Annotated in this window: 15 protein-coding genes and 1 tRNA gene; 9 read left to right on the top strand and 7 right to left on the bottom strand. The window is 68.7% G+C overall.

Annotated elements, in window-relative coordinates; translation table 11 throughout:
* Position 1: 1 nt before the first annotated feature.
* A complete protein-coding gene (locus tag ACTIEW_RS07455; RefSeq protein ID WP_439477266.1) occupies positions 2 to 508 on the bottom strand; it encodes a hypothetical protein in 507 nt (168 codons plus the stop codon).
* A gap of 141 nt (positions 509 to 649) precedes the next feature.
* Between ACTIEW_RS07455 and ACTIEW_RS07450 the strand changes: the two genes are divergently transcribed.
* Both ACTIEW_RS07450 and ACTIEW_RS07445 read left to right on the top strand, forming a co-directional pair.
* The gene (locus tag ACTIEW_RS07450; RefSeq protein WP_439477265.1) at positions 650 to 1852 is read left to right on the top strand and encodes a threonine ammonia-lyase; all 1203 of its coding nucleotides are present in this window, start codon (positions 650 to 652) and stop codon (positions 1850 to 1852) included.
* Positions 1833 to 2375 carry an FKBP-type peptidyl-prolyl cis-trans isomerase gene (locus tag ACTIEW_RS07445; RefSeq protein ID WP_439477264.1) on the top strand — a complete coding sequence of 181 codons (543 nt, stop codon included), beginning with the start codon at positions 1833 to 1835 and terminating at the stop codon, positions 2373 to 2375. The genes ACTIEW_RS07450 and ACTIEW_RS07445 overlap by 20 nt, the downstream gene beginning before the upstream one ends.
* Positions 2376 to 2539: 164 nt before the next feature.
* Here ACTIEW_RS07445 and queG read toward each other — a convergent pair whose 3' ends face one another.
* From queG to ACTIEW_RS07430, 3 genes are all read right to left on the bottom strand, one after another.
* Entirely contained in the window at positions 2540 to 3577 is a 1038-nt protein-coding gene (gene queG, locus ACTIEW_RS07440) for a tRNA epoxyqueuosine(34) reductase QueG (protein WP_439477263.1), read from the bottom strand.
* A gap of 144 nt (positions 3578 to 3721) precedes the next feature.
* Positions 3722 to 4408, bottom strand: coding sequence for an FtsZ-binding protein FzlA (fzlA, locus tag ACTIEW_RS07435; RefSeq protein ID WP_439477262.1), 687 nt, complete (start codon positions 4406 to 4408; stop codon positions 3722 to 3724).
* Positions 4409 to 4517: 109 nt separating this feature from the next.
* Entirely contained in the window at positions 4518 to 5468 is a 951-nt protein-coding gene (locus tag ACTIEW_RS07430) for a cation diffusion facilitator family transporter (RefSeq protein WP_439477261.1), read from the bottom strand.
* A 330-nt stretch (positions 5469 to 5798) separates the two neighbouring features.
* Here ACTIEW_RS07430 and ACTIEW_RS07425 point away from each other — a divergent pair, with 330 nt between their 5' ends.
* Positions 5799 to 6788 carry a citrate/2-methylcitrate synthase gene (locus ACTIEW_RS07425; protein ID WP_439477260.1) on the top strand — a complete coding sequence of 330 codons (990 nt, stop codon included), beginning with the start codon at positions 5799 to 5801 and terminating at the stop codon, positions 6786 to 6788.
* 25 nt (positions 6789 to 6813) lie between these two features.
* Positions 6814 to 7671, top strand: a complete 858-nt coding sequence (locus ACTIEW_RS07420) for an undecaprenyl-diphosphate phosphatase (RefSeq protein ID WP_439477259.1) — start codon at positions 6814 to 6816, stop codon at positions 7669 to 7671.
* Positions 7672 to 7675: 4 nt separating this feature from the next.
* Here ACTIEW_RS07420 and ACTIEW_RS07415 read toward each other — a convergent pair whose 3' ends face one another.
* The gene (locus ACTIEW_RS07415; RefSeq protein WP_439477258.1) at positions 7676 to 8647 is read right to left on the bottom strand and encodes a complex I NDUFA9 subunit family protein; all 972 of its coding nucleotides are present in this window, start codon (positions 8645 to 8647) and stop codon (positions 7676 to 7678) included.
* Between the two features lie 175 nt (positions 8648 to 8822).
* Between ACTIEW_RS07415 and ACTIEW_RS07410 the strand changes: the two genes are divergently transcribed.
* The 5 genes from ACTIEW_RS07410 to lptB all read left to right on the top strand — a co-directional run bounded on the left by ACTIEW_RS07410 (position 8823) and on the right by lptB (position 11666).
* Positions 8823 to 8909 (top strand) — tRNA-Leu (locus ACTIEW_RS07410).
* 174 nt (positions 8910 to 9083) lie between these two features.
* Entirely contained in the window at positions 9084 to 9698 is a 615-nt protein-coding gene (locus ACTIEW_RS07405) for a ribonuclease D (RefSeq protein WP_439477257.1), read from the top strand.
* Positions 9698 to 10354 carry an LPS export ABC transporter periplasmic protein LptC gene (lptC, locus tag ACTIEW_RS07400; protein ID WP_439477256.1) on the top strand — a complete coding sequence of 219 codons (657 nt, stop codon included), beginning with the start codon at positions 9698 to 9700 and terminating at the stop codon, positions 10352 to 10354. Before ACTIEW_RS07405 ends, lptC begins: the two co-directional genes overlap by 1 nt.
* A gap of 2 nt (positions 10355 to 10356) precedes the next feature.
* Positions 10357 to 10854, top strand: coding sequence for an LptA/OstA family protein (locus ACTIEW_RS07395; RefSeq protein WP_439477255.1), 498 nt, complete (start codon positions 10357 to 10359; stop codon positions 10852 to 10854).
* A 68-nt stretch (positions 10855 to 10922) separates the two neighbouring features.
* The gene (gene lptB, locus ACTIEW_RS07390) at positions 10923 to 11666 is read left to right on the top strand and encodes an LPS export ABC transporter ATP-binding protein (RefSeq protein ID WP_439477297.1); all 744 of its coding nucleotides are present in this window, start codon (positions 10923 to 10925) and stop codon (positions 11664 to 11666) included.
* Position 11667: 1 nt separating this feature from the next.
* On the opposite strand, the gene ACTIEW_RS07385 is transcribed toward lptB, so the two are convergent.
* A complete protein-coding gene (locus ACTIEW_RS07385; RefSeq protein ID WP_439477254.1) occupies positions 11668 to 12963 on the bottom strand; it encodes a M20/M25/M40 family metallo-hydrolase in 1296 nt (431 codons plus the stop codon).
* A 90-nt stretch (positions 12964 to 13053) separates the two neighbouring features.
* Complete coding sequence (locus ACTIEW_RS07380; protein ID WP_439477253.1) at positions 13054 to 14274, bottom strand: TadE/TadG family type IV pilus assembly protein; 1221 nt, start codon at positions 14272 to 14274, stop codon at positions 13054 to 13056.
* Positions 14275 to 14325 lie beyond the last annotated feature (51 nt).

Genomic DNA, 14325 nt, shown 5'->3' with positions numbered 1-14325 from the left:
ATTACAGGGTGACGGACACGCGTCCGCCGCGGGTGCCGATGTGCCGCATCAGAACGATGCGGTCGCCACCGGCGCTGACCGGAGCAATGATGAACCAGTCGCCATCCGGGAGTCCCGAGAATTCGAACCGGCCGTTCTGGCACGTGGTGGAACGGACGAATGAGCGATAGTCGGCGTTGGGGTCGGGCACCGTGCGTGCGCGCACCACGGCCTCGGGAATGGCCGCCCGGTCGGTCGATCCGTACAGGGTCTGGAACCGGGCGCGGGTGTAGGGCGTGTCGGGGGTCAGGGCCACCGAGCCGGTGCAGTCGAAAGACTGGCCGTCGCGGCTGAAGGCCACGCGGCCGTCGATTGACCCGCGCCCCGATCCGGCCGACCAGGCGAAATCGCCGGCGCGGAAGGCGGCGGAGGGCCGCGGGCCGAAGCCGGAATCGTTCATGGGAACGGTCTCGCAGGCCGCCAGCGAGGCGGCGACAGCGGCGACAGCGATCAGATGGCGGGCGGACATGCAGGCTCTCTCCGTCAGGGGTGCGGGTAGAACGTCCCGATCAGACGCTCAACGCCGTCATAAGGTCAAGGTTGCGGCGCGTCGGGCCGTGGGCCAAAAGCGCGCATCAAGCCAGCGAAAGACCGGCTATAGGGTAGGTCCATGACAGTCACGTTTGACGACATTCTGGCGGCGCGGGACCGCATCGCCGGCCAGGTCGACCGCACCCCGGTGCGCTATTCGCGGCGACTGTCGCAGCTGACCGGCGCCGAGGTCTGGGTCAAGTTCGACAACCTGCATTTCACCGGCAGTTTCAAGGAACGCGGCGCCCTGAACCGGCTGCTGCAACTGACGCCGGACGAGCGAAAGCGCGGCGTGGTGGCGGCCAGCGCCGGCAACCACGCCCAGGCCTTGGCTTTTCACGGCGCCCGGCTGGGCGTGCCCGTGACCATCGTCATGCCCGAGGGCACCCCCTTCGTGAAGGCGGACGGCACGCGGGCGCACGGGGCCACCGTGGTCATCAAGGGTCTGGACTTCACCGGCTCGACTGAAGAGGCCCACCGGCTGCGCGACGAGAAGGGTTTCGTCTTCGTCTCGGCCTTCGATGACGAGGGCATCATCGCCGGTCAGGGCGTTTGCGGCCTGGAGTTCATGGAGGATGCGCCCGAGCTCGATGTCCTGATCATTCCCATCGGCGGCGGCGGTCTGATCGCCGGCTCGGCCATCGCGGCCAAGGCGATGAAGCCGGATATCCGCATCTTCGGCGTCGAGGCGGCCATGTATCCGTCCTTTACGGCGCGGCGCGAGGGGCGACCGCCGAAATGCGGGGGCCAGACCATCGCCGAGGGCATCGCCATCAAGGCCGTGGGCGAAATCCCTTTCGCCCTGGCCGATCCGTTGGTCGAAGAAGTTCTGGTCGTCGAGGAGGCCGACTTCGAAAAGGGCGTCGCCTTTCTGGCCATGATGGAGAAGACAGTGGCAGAGGGCGCAGGGGCTGGCGGATTGGCCGCCCTTTTGGCTTATCCGGACAAGTTCCGGGGCCTGAAGGTCGGCATCGAGCTGACCGGCGGGAATATCGATTCGCGCATGCTGGCCGTGGTCCTGAACCGCGAGCTGGTGCGCGAGAAGAAGATGATCGTCTATCGCATCCTGGGCGACGACCGCCCGGGAATGCTGTCCAAGATGAGCGCCGTGATCGGCGGCCTGGGCGGCAATATCATCGACGTGGTGCACAACCGGCTGGCGCTGGACGTGCCGGCCAAGGGCGCGGAGTTCGACATCATGGTCGAGACCCGCGGCGAGGCTCACGCCATCGAAATCAGACACGGACTGGAAGAGGCGGGATATGAATTACGGATGGGCTAGGGGCGCGTCGGCGCTGGCGATGATCGCAGTCCTGGCCGGGCCGCTCGCCGCCTGTGATCGCGCACCCGCGGCGCCGGACGAGACGGCGGCGCAGAACCTGCGCGCGGCCGAATTCTTCCTGACTTCCAACGCCCGGGTGGAGGGCGTGCAGACCCTGCCGTCCGGCGTCCAGTACAAGGTGGTGCGCTCGGGCCCGCCTGGAGGCGAGCGCCCGGACCGCAATGATCTCGTCCGGGTCGACTATGAAGGCACCCTGACCGACGGGACCGTGTTCGACAGCTCCTTCCAGGCCGGCCAGCCGGCGGTGTTCACGGTCAGCGACGTGGTGCCCGGCTGGACCGAGGTTCTGCAGCAGATGCGGGTCGGGGATGAATGGATCGTCTATCTGCCGCCCGCCCTGGGATATGGGGAGCAAGGCCGGCCAGGCATTCCGCCGAACGCGGTGATGGTGTTCCGCCTCAAGCTGCTGGATATCGCGCGGGCTCCGGGCGGCGACCGCGGCGGGGCGATCGCGCAGGGGTAGGGAGTCAGCGTCTCCCTCCCCTTCATGGGGAGGGACGGCGGAGCGAAGCGGAGCCCGGGTGGGGAACGCCAGTCCCACGCCGCCGGCGCCCGGCTTCGCAATTCCCCACCCTGTCGCCGCTGCGCGCCGACATCCCTCCCCATGAAGGGGAGGGAGAACGCGCGCTATTCTGCCCGCAGTCTTCCCACCGCCCATTCCGCCGCGTCCCGCACCACGGCGTCCGGGTCGTCCAGCAATCGTTCAGCGGCGGGGACCAGTGCCGGGTCCCCGCTGTTGCCGATGGCGTACAGGACATTGCGCACGAACCGGTCGCGACCGATCCGCTTGACCGGGCTCTTCGCGAACAGCGAGCGGAAGGCGGCGTCGTCAAGGGCGACCAGGTCGGCCAGCCGGGGCGAGACCAGCGCCTCGCGCGCCTGCACCCGCGATTCCTGCGATGCGGCGGCGAATTTGTTCCACGGACAGACCGCCAGACAGTCGTCACAGCCATAGATGCGGCTGCCTGTCGCGGTGCGGAACTCGACCGGCCAGGGACCCGCGAACTCGATAGTCAGATAGGACAGGCACCGCCGCGCATCGAGCTGGAACGGGGCCGGGAAGGCGTTGGTCGGGCAAATATCCAGACAGGCGGTGCAGGTCCCGCAGTGCTCGCCCTCGGGCGCGTCCGGCTCGAATTCGGCGGCGCTGAGGATGACGCCGAGAAACAGCCAGTTGCCGTGGGTGCGGCTGAGCAGGTTGGTGTGTTTGCCCTGCCAGCCGAGGCCGGCGCGCTGGGCCAGCGGCTTCTCCATCAGGGGGGCGGTGTCGACGAAGACCTTGACGTCCTGACCCGTGCGGGCGGCGATCTGGCCCGCCAGCGTCTTCAGCCGGCCCTTGATGACCTCGTGATAGTCGTCGCCCCGCGCATAGACCGAAATATAGCCCGCGGAACGGTCTTCCATTTCGGGCAGGGGGTCGTGGTCGGGGCCGTAGTTGAGGCCCAGCACGATCGCGGTCCGGGCGCCGTCCCACATGGCGGTGGGGTGGGCGCGGCGCTCCAGCGTCGTCTCCATCCAGCCCATGTCGCCATGCCGCCCCGCCTCGACGAAATGCGCCAGCCGTTCGCCGGCGCTCCACGGCTCGGAGGCCGAGGCGAACCGGCAGATGTCGAAGCCAAGGGCGGCGGCCTGTTCGCGGATCTGGTCCTTTTCCACGTCCGTCATCCTCGGGCGTGTCCCGAGGACCCATCCGGGCAGCGACTATGACGGCGGGGTTGAATCACAAAAGGAAGACCGGCGGCTGGGTTCGTTCTGGCTCCTACCATGGGTCGTCCGGACAAGCCCGAGGATGACGGAGATTAGTTGAGCTCAGAAGTCGAGATCCCGATACCAGGCCGAGGCGTGGACGCCCGGAAAGCGGTCGCTCAGCAAAGGCCGGAAGGAGGGCCGCGACTTCAGCTTCATGTACCAGGTCTTGAGACCCGGATACGACGCCCAGGACACCTCGCCGAAATAGTCCAGCACCGAGAGATGGGCGGCGGCGACGATGTCGGCCTGGCTGATGCGGCGGCCGGCCAGGGCGTCGCGTTGGGCCAACAGGCCTTCCATCATCGCCAGATGGGACTTGAGCGCCTCGCGCCCGGCACGCAGGGCGCGGGCCTCGGGAGGGCCAAGACGGAGCAGGGGCTTTTCCATCCGCTCATGCAGCAGGACGGCGTTGACCTCGTCGGTGAAACGGCGGTCGAACCATGCCAGCAGTCGCCGCACCTCCGCCCGTTCGGCGGCGTCGGCGGGCAGCAGCAGGGACTCAGTCGTCCGCTCCTCCAGCCAGCCCAGAATGGCGGCGGGTTCGCACAGGGTCAGGGGGCGTCCGCCGGCGTCGGCGATCTGGAGCACGGGCGGCATGCCCGACGGGTTCAGCGTCGCGACCGGGCAGCCGTCCTCCCACGGGCGGACCGGGGTTTCCGAAAACTCGATCCGCGCTTCGCCCAGCGCCAGGCGCACGGCGCGCGAGCCCGGATCGAAGGCGAAATGATAGAGGACGCAGGCCGACATGGCGCTGTCTTGCACGCGAGGGCGTTAAGTCCGCGTTAGCTGTCTTTGGTTTGGCCTACCGCGCTTTGCTCTACTTGAGGCCGGGTTAGTTGGCCTACTCCGCTTCGCGCTATTTGAGGCCGTCTTGCCCACCCTCGACGACCGCGGGCTCGTGACGTTCGGCCCGGCCGCGGGGATCGGGATGGATCAGGATATCCGCGCGAGGAAAGGCGGCCAGCAGGCGGTTCTCGGCCTCCACGACAATGGCGTGGGCGGCGTCCAGGGTCAGGCTCGGCTCAAGATCGACGTGCATCTGGATCATGATCGCCGGGCCGGCCATCCGCGTGCGCAGCTGGTGCACGCCCGAGATGCGGGGATCGGCCAGGACGGCGGTGGTGATGGCGATGCGGTCCGCGTCGGGCACGGCCTTGTCGACCAGATGGTCGGCGGCGGTCTTCAGGACAGCCAGCGCCCCCCAGAACAGCCAGACCGCGACGACCAGCCCGGCCGCGGCGTCCAGACCCGGAGCGGCCAGGAAGGTCCCGGAGATCACTCCGATCAGCACGACGCCATTGGCGGCCAGGTCGCCGGCGTAGTGGGCGCGGTCGGCCGCGACCGCCATGGAGCCGCTCTGGCGCATGGCGCGGCCCTGCATCCAGACCAGCCAACCGGTCAGGGCGATCGAGATCAGAATGGCCAGGACGCCCCAGTAGCCCGAGGTGACGGGCCGGGGATCGAAGATGCGCTGAACCGCCTCCCAGCCGATGAAGAGGGCCGAGGCGAAGACCAGCCCCGCCTGGACCAGTGCGGCCAGGGCCTCGCCCTTGCCATGACCGTAGCGATGGTCTTCGTCAGCGGGCGTGGCGGCCCAGCGGACGGCGAAGAACACGCCGAGCGACGCCACAAGGTCGAGGGCCGAATCGGCCAGCGAGGCCAAAATCGACACCGAGCCGGAGGCGCCAAGGGCGAAGGCCTTGAGTGCGATCAGCACCACCGCGACCCCGACCGACAGGCGGGTCACGGCGCGGGTCACGGCGTGACCGTCGGCGTGGATATCGTTGGCGGCGGCGGCGGACGTCATTGACGCCTTGTCGCGGAAAGCCCGCTCCCTGCCAAGGCCAGTCTGATCAGCCTGTTAGCGGGATCGTCACGAAACCGCCCCATCATGGGAGCCCGATAGGGGCAGGAGCCTGACGCTCCCTGCGGAGGTTGCGACCTGGAACCTGCAGACCCAGCAATAGAGGTCGTCCGCTGGATCGGACGTGGCGAGGCCCTGGCCCGGCTCGGGGTCAAGACCCAGACCCTCTATGCCTATGTCAGCCGGGGCCGCATCGCCGCCCGACCTGATCCGTCAGACCCGCGCCGCAGTCTCTATGCCGTTCAGGACATCGCCCGGCTGAGCGGCGAGACGGTGGATGACGACGAGCAGGCCGCCCAGCGGCGCATCCCGCGCGTGGCCAGCCGGGGGGAGGCCGAAGTCTCGTCATCCCTGTCCGTGATCGCCGGGGGACGGCTGTTCTATCGCGGACTGGACGCGGCCCAGCTGGCCGAGACGGCGACGCTGGAAGATGTGGCCCGCCGCCTGTGGGACGCCCGGTCGGCCAATCCCTTCGCCGAGATACGGCCGCGTGTCGGCGCCGTCCCCGGCGGCTCAATCCGGGCCCGATTGTTCGCGGCCCTCGCCCGCCGGGCCGAGGAGGACGCCGACCCCAAGGCCCGCACGGTCGAGACCCTGCGGCTGGAATGCGCGCGGGTGCTGGACGAGGCGGTGGACGCCGCCGCCGGATCGGGTCCGCGCCTGTTTCTGCATCAGCGGCTGGCGCGGTCCTGGAAGACGCCTGACCGCGACGCCCACCTGATCCGCCGCGCGCTCGTGCTGTCGGCGGACAATGAAATGAATGCGGCGGTGCTGGCCACGCGTGCGGCGGCGGACGGCGGCGCGGCTCCGGCGGCGGCGGCCTTCGCCGGACTGCTGACCCTGACCGGCTCCGATACGATGGCCGAGCTGACGCGAGCCTCGGACTGGGTCATCGCGGTGCGCCGTCAGGCCACGGACGCGGCGCGCAGGGCCCACGCCGCCGGCGGGCTGGCGGGTTTCGGCAGCGCCGACTATCCGGCGGGCGATCCGCGGGCCTCCGCCCTGCTGAACGCGGCGGACCTGCCGTCCGACCTGTCCCGCGCGGTGCAGGAGGGCGAGGCGGCGACCGGTCGGCCGGCGAATTTCGGCCTGGCGCTGGCGGTCATCGCCCGGCGTCTCGAACTGCCGCGTGACGCCGCCGGAGACCTGCTGTTGCTGGGCCGGCTGGCCGGGATGTTGGGCCATGCGCTGGATCAGTCGACGAATGGCTCGCCTATCCGGGCGCGGCTGCGCTATGTGGGACCCGAACCGGGCGCGCATTGACGGCCCTTAGTCTTCGGGGGCGTGCGTGGCGGACTGGATTGCGGCGATCATTCTGGGCCTGGTCGAGGGCCTAACCGAGTTCATCCCGGTGTCCTCGACGGGACATCTGCTGCTGGTCAAGGAAGCCCTCGGATTATCCAACACGCCTTGGGACACCTTCATCGTCATGATCCAGCTGGGAGCCATCCTGGCGGTGGTGGCGGTCTATTTCGCCCGGCTGTGGAAGGTGTTGCTGGGCTTGCCGGGCAAGGACCCTGCAGCGAGGCGTTTCGCCATTTCCGTGTTGCTGGCCTTTTTCCCCTCCGCGGTGCTGGGTCTGCTGTTTCACGACTTCATCAAGGACGTGCTGTTCAACACGACCATCGTCTGCGTCACCCTGATTGTCGGCGGTATTGCCCTGATCGTGCTGGAGCGCTGGTCTGATGCGGGGACGATGGGTCTGCGCCGCGTGGTCAGGAACGGAGTCGAGACCCTTGAACAGCGCGAGCTGACCGAGGATGCGATGAAGTTGTCATGGAAGACGGCGCTCGGCATCGGCCTGTGGCAATGTCTGTCCATCATTCCGGGCGTGTCGCGCAGCGGCGCGACGATCGTCGGCGGACTGCTGCTGGGCGTCGACAAGAAGGCGGCGGCCGAGTTCTCGTTCTTTCTGGCCATCCCGACCATGGTCGGGGCCTTCGCCCTCGACTTCTGGGAGAGCCGGGAGATGATCACGGGCGACGTCGCCGGCCTGATCGCGATCGGATTCGTGGTGTCCTTCATCAGCGGCCTGTTCGTGGTCCGCTTCCTGGTGGATTTCGTGGGCCGCTACGGCTTCGCGCCGTTCTCGGCGTGGCGCATCCTGGTCGGCACCGTCGGCCTGCTGGCGATCTGGCTCTACTGAGCCTTCAGGTCGCCGGAGCCTCCGCGAACTGCCCGCCACGCCGATAGCGCCAAAGGTAGGACGAGGCTATGGCCTCGATGCCCGTGGGTTCGATGCCCAGGGCGGCGAGGCCCTCCGCGCCGTCGGCGACGACATTGTCGCTCTCCAGCAGCACCACCTGATCGCGGGTCAGCACCGGGGCGATTCCGACCATCGCGGTCAGCTGGGCCATGGAGCCTATGGCTCTCGCCGCGAAGAACGGCAGGGGGATGAGGCCGAAGCTGCGATAGGTCTCGCGCCGGATCAGCTTCAGCACGTCCTCGAAGGTCATCACCGCCGGTCCGCCCAGTTCGAAGGTGCGGCCCGCGGCCTCAGGCGCAACCGTCGCGCGGGCGATGGCCTCGGCCACGTCGGCGACATAGACCGGCTGGAATTTCGTCTGACCGCCGCCGATCAGCGGCAGGGCCGGGGCCATGGAGGCCAGGGCGGCGAAGCGGTTCAGGAAGTCGTCGCCGGCGCCGAAGACAATGGACGGACGGATCACCACGGCGTCCGGCTTGACCTCGCGCACCGCCATCTCGGCCGCGGCCTTGGACAGGGCGTAGTCCGAGCGGCTTTCCGGATTGGCGCCGATGGCCGACACCTGGACCAGACGGCCGACGCCGCCGGCGGCGCAGGCTTCGGCGATGTTGCGGGAGGCCTCGACGTGCATGGCGTGGAAGGTGCGCCGGCCCGATTCGTACAGAATCCCGACCAGATTGATTGCGGCATCGGCGCCGCGCAGGGCGGCCTCGACATCCTCCGGCCGGGTCACGTCGCAGCGGACCGACTGGAGCTGGCCGACCTGACCCGAGGTCTGGAGCTTCCAGGCCCGGTCGGGACGGCGGCACGCGATGCGCACGCGCCAGCCGCGCCGCGCCAGCGCCTGGACCACCTGGCTGCCGACGAAACCGGAACCGCCGAAGACGGTGACAAGGCCGGGGGCGACTTCGTTCATGACAGGCTCCGGGAGGCGACGGCGTGAGGGCGGGAAACCCTCGACGCGCCGGGGATTAGACGATGGCCGCGGCGCTCGCAACGCAAAGGCCGCAAATCCCTGTTGACCGGCCCCGGACCCTGCCTTAAGGGTCCGCGCCTTCCGGGCGAAACGTGTGCAAGCGCGAAACGTCTGGGCCCAGGTGGCGGAATTGGTAGACGCGCTGGCTTCAGGTGCCAGTGATAGAAATGTCGTGGAGGTTCGAGTCCTCTCCTGGGCACCATCTTTTGAACGGCGCCGTATCCCAGCGATACGGCGCCGTTTGTTTTTGGGCATGGTTGCGCCCTATCGCGCCGGACGCGGTCCGACGCTACTTGAGGACGCCCTATCGCCTCGCGCGCGGCGCTCGGCTACTTGAGGGTGACGCTTTCTCTCGCCGAACGAGTCGCTGAACCGCATGACGATCCATTTCCACGAAGGCGACCTGCCTGACGGCCTCGATCTCGGCCCCGAGGTCGCTATCGATTCCGAGACCATGGGGCTGCGCTTCCGCCGCGATCCGTTGTGTGTGGTCCAGCTGTCGGCCGGCGACGGCGACGCCCATGTCGTGCGCATGAACCGCCCGGGCTATGACTGCCCGAACCTGAAGCGGTTGCTGACCGATCCCGGCGTGCTGAAGCTGTTCCACTTCGGCCGGTTCGACATCGGCATGTTCCAGCTGCACCTCGGGGTCGAGACCCGTCCGGTCTATTGCACCAAGATCGCCTCGAAACTGGCCCGCACCTACACGGATCGCCACGGTCTGAAGGACGTGGTGCGCGAACTGGTCGGGGTCGATCTGTCCAAGGCGCAGCAGTCCAGCGACTGGGGCGCGGCGGAGCTGTCGCCGGCCCAGCTGGAATACGCCGCCTCCGACGTGCTGTACCTTCATGCGGCGAAGGCGCGGCTGGACGAGATTCTGGCGCGCGAGGGCCGGGCGGAGCTGGCCCGCCAATGTTTCGACTTCCTGCCCACCCGCTCGGCTCTCGACCTGGCCGGCTGGGATGAGATGGACGTCTTCGCGCACAGCTGATGACCGATCCCGCCGACATCCATGCGCATCAGGACGAGGCCCGCGTCGCCGCGACGGCCAAGGCCTTCCGCGCGCGGTCGCGGCGGGTTCATCTGCTGCGCCGGATCCTGCCGGTGGCCATCATCGTACTGGCCGGCGGCACGGTCGGCTGGATCGTGCTGCGCAGCGTCATGTCCGACGTCGAGCGCAAGGCCGGGACCAGCCGCGAAATTCGCCTCGATACGTTGAGATTCCACGGCCAGGACGCCGCGGGCCGCAGCTTCGTCATCGGGGCCAAGGGGGCTGTGCGCGATCCGGACACGGGCCGCTACCGACTGGTGGGTCCGGCGCTGCGGCTGAATCTGGGCGGCCGCAGGGTGACCACCCTGACCGCCGACGGCGGGGTCTATGACGAGGCCGGCAAGACCGTGACCATCGGTCCCAACGTGCGGATTTCCGACGGCGGCTCAGGCTTTACGCTGGTGACGCCCGAGGCTGTGGTCGACACTTCAACCGGCATTGTGACCGGGAACAAGGGCGTCCAGGGTTCCGGCCCGCTTGGAACCATCACCGCTTCGTCCTATGTGATCCATGAACAGGGCGAGCGCATCGAGTTCCGGGGCGCGGGCGAGAACAAGGTGCGCGGGACCATAAACCCCGCGAGGTCGAACGGATGAGCATGACCAGAACTCTGGGTATGGCGGTGATCGCGCTGACCGTGCTGGCGATGCCGGCGACCGGCGGAGCGCAGACGGCGCCGCCGGTCGCGCGCGCCGGCGGAGACGCAGTCTCGTTCGGCGCCGACGGCGGCGAATACACCTCGACGGGCATCGCCCTGCGTGGCCGGGCCGAAGTGGTGCAGGGATCGAACCGGCTGCGCGCCGACTCGATCAACGGCGCGATCGTCAGCGGCGACCTGACCCGGGTCGAGGCTTCGGGCAACGTCTATTTCGTCACGCCCGACCAGACCATTCGCGGCGACCGGGCGGTCTATACCCTCGCCAGCGACGAGGTTGTGGTGACCGGCGATGTGATCCTGACCCAGGGCCAGAACGTCCTGACCGGCGGCCGGCTGGTGTATAACACCCGCACCGAGTCGGCCCGCATGGAAGGCGGGGCCGGATCGAACGGCGGCCGCATTCGCGGCGTCTTCTACCCAGACAACAGCGGGAATTGAGCCCCGGCTCGGTCTGACCATTGGCGCGCAAGGAACTCTCAGCCCTCAATGTGATCGAGGCCCCGGCGATGCCGGCGGCCGAACCCGCGCGGATGACCGGCCTGCGCGTCGAACACATCGCCCGCTCATTCGGCCAGCGGCAGGTGGTGCGCGACGTCTCCCTGCACGTCGAGCGCGGTCAGGTCGCGGGTCTGCTCGGCCCCAACGGCGCCGGCAAGACCACCTGCTTCTACATGATCACTGGCCTGATCCCGCCCGACTCGGGCACGATCTGGCTGGACGGCGAGGACATCACGGCCCAGCCGATGTACCAGCGCGCCCGCATGGGTCTGGGCTATCTGGCGCAGGAGGCCTCGATCTTCCGCGGCATGACGGTCGAGCACAATGTCATGGCGGTGGTCGAACTGCATCACACTGGTCGCGCCGCCATAGCCGACGAAACCAGCCGGCTGCTGGAAGAGCTGCGCATCGACCACCTGCGCCACGCCCCGGCTGCGGGCCTGTCGGGCGGCGAGCGGCGGCGCTGCGAGATCGCCCGGGCGCTCGCCGGCAAGCCCAGCTTCATGCTGCTGGACGAACCCTTCGCCGGCATCGACCCCCTGGCCATCGCCGACATCCGCCAGGTCATCCGCTATCTGGCCGGCGAAGGCATCGGCGTCCTGATCACCGACCACAATGTGCGCGAGACGCTGGAGATCATCGACCACGCCTCGATCATCTCGGGCGGCTCGGTGCTGTTCGAGGGCAAGGCCGAGGACGTGATCCGCGACCCGGAAGTGCGCCGGGTCTATCTGGGCGACATGTACGGCTGAGTCACAGCCCTTCGAGACTTAACCGGCTGATCAGCACCGCCGCCCGTTGGGCCTGGCGCACCAGACTGTCCAGATCGACCCATTCGCCGTCGGCGTGCGCATTGCCGCCGGCGATGCCGAGGCCGCCCAGGGTGTCCACGTCCGCGGCCACAAAGCCGCTGTCGGCGGCGCCCCGCCGCGCCGGGTCGTATTCAGCCATCTCGGGCAGGCCGAGGTCGCGGTTTATGGCGTTCAACCGGGCCAGCAGGGCGCGGTTGCCCTCGGTCGGGGCCATGGGCGGATAGCCGTTCCCGGCGAAGACCAATTCGGCGCCCGTGCGCGGCAGGTGTTCGTCGACAATGGCCTGCATCCGGGTGCGGACGCGTTCGTCCTGTTCGCGGGTCAGGGTGCGCAGGTCGCCGCGCGCGATGGCCGTCGAGGCGACGATGTTGGTCTTGCCTGAGGCGGTGACATTGAACCCCTCGGCATCGATCGCGGCGGGCGTGCCGCCGGCGACGACCCCGACATTGTAGGTCAGGTTGGGCTCGGACAGTTCGCGGCGGAAGCCGTCGAGGATGCGGGCCAGCTCATAGATGGCGCCATAGCCCAGGGCGTCGTTGAACACACCGCTGGAATGACCGGTGCGGCCTGTCGTGGTCAGGGTCCAGTTGGAGGAGCTGCGCCGCGCGATCGTGCCGAAGTCGGCCTCGCCGTCGACGGCCAGGTTCTCGAACTCCAGCGCATAGGCCGCCGCGCGCCCGGCCTCGATCAGGTCGCGGCGGGCGATCGTCGCCGGCGATCCGATTCGCTCCTCGTCCCCGGTCAGGAAGACGGTGACATTGGCGTTCTCCAGCGTCCCGGCCGCCTGCATGGCCCGCAGGGCGGCGATTATCACCACCACCCCGCCCTTGTCGTCGCCGATGCCCGGTCCGACAGCGCGGGCGCCGTCGCGCTCGAAGCGCTGGAACGGGTTCTCAACCTCGAACACCGTGTCGAGGTGGCCGATCAGCAGGATGTTGCGGCCCCGGCCCTGACGGGTGGCGATCAGGTGGCCTGAGCGACCGGCTTCGGACATGTCGGCCCATCGGACGTCGAAGCCCAGCGGCTCCAGCTCGGCCCGGACCATGTCGCCGACGATCCGCACCCCGGCGAGGTTCAGCGTGCCGCTGTTCTGGTTCACCAGCCGCTCCAGCAGGGCGATGTGGCGGTCGTGCTCGCTCGCGACGGTTTGCATCATCGTCTGCTCGGCCGGGCTGGACTGGGCCTGGGCAGCGGCGGGCAGGGCCATGAGCATCAGGGCGGCAAGGATCAGGCGCATCGGGGCTCTCGCTCGGGACGGGTGATCCGGCAGGGGAGCAGGGCGCGAGCCCCAGGTCCAGCGGTTTGAGTGGCGACAGGAACCCGCGCGTTACTCGATCAGGCGCACGCCGGCCCCGGTCCTGGCCCTGGCCTTGCCTGCGTTCAGAAAGACGCGCCCGTTGCCGCGAAGTTCAAGCCGGTTGACCACAAAGGCCCGCGTCGCCCCGGTCGGGTCGGCGAGGCTTCCACCTCCCGTCAGGTATAGCAACTGGGTGGGCAGATAGACCGCCCCGTCCAGGACGATCTGCCCACCGCCCAGGATTTCGGATGTCCGCTCGGTGGCTTGGGGCTTCACGGCGATGGCGACGCCGGCCCACGGACCCGTTGTCGGAGCTGTTATCCTCAATTCGGACTGGGCCTGGATGTCGAGCGTGGAAGACTCGCCGACGAACACCAGGCTGGAGCCCTGCGTTGCGATCAGCCTCGCGCCCGCCCGCATGGTCAGGCTGCCCGTGATGATATGGACTCCGGGTCCCATCACCAGCTCACTGCCGGACCCGAGATCGATGTCGCCGCAGTGCACGCCGGCGGCAAGCGAGAGCACTGTCTTCTTCACACTGATGTCCAGGCGCGCGCAGGCGCCCGCGGCTGGCCAGTCCGTGTCTGCGTAGGGATCGGTCAATCGCGGCGCGCCGAGGGTCGGGGCCGGAGTGAAGCCGCCGATGTCCGTCCCGGAGCCGGTGACCCGGGTTTGCAGCATCTCGACCGTCCCGCTGCCGCGCGACTCGATTGCTTCGGGCGAGGAGGAGTTCACTTGGGCGACACAGTTCGGCCCTTCGAGCGACGAGGCTCCGCGCCGCGAAAGCGCCTGTGGCTGGCTGGCCGAAAGCACGAGCAGACAAACGGGTTTGCCGGCCTCGACGACGGCCGTAGCCCGCCGTGTGACCTGAACCGTCTCGCGCCCGATGAGAGGCCCGAGAATGGGGCGCACTTCGCGGGATGCGGTGAAGGACACGGTGATGGGCGTCCGGGAGATCAACTCAACCCGGTTGCGCCCGTTGCGCCCGCCTGTGCTGGTGTCCGCCAAGGCCTCAAGGGCGTCGGGATCGCCGCCGTCCCGGATGGCCACAGCGACGTTGACGGCCCCGGCGTCGGCGCTGTCTTGAAGATAGCCTCCGGCGGCGCTGACCTGGGCAAGCGACACGGCGCCGCCGATCAGGCCTGACAACGCCAGCGCCGAAATCCCGAACAGCATGGTGATGTTGCCGCGCGTGCAGCGCGCCGCGCGCGTGGCGAAAGCGAGAACGCGACCCCCGGTGAATCTGGACATGGCGGATTTTCCGATGACTTCGTGGAGTAGCGGGATCCATATCGCCCGGGG

Source organism: Brevundimonas sp. (assembly GCF_051860745.1).
Classification (GTDB): Bacteria; Pseudomonadota; Alphaproteobacteria; order Caulobacterales; family Caulobacteraceae; genus Brevundimonas.
This window is presented reverse-complemented; position numbering and strand designations above follow the sequence as displayed.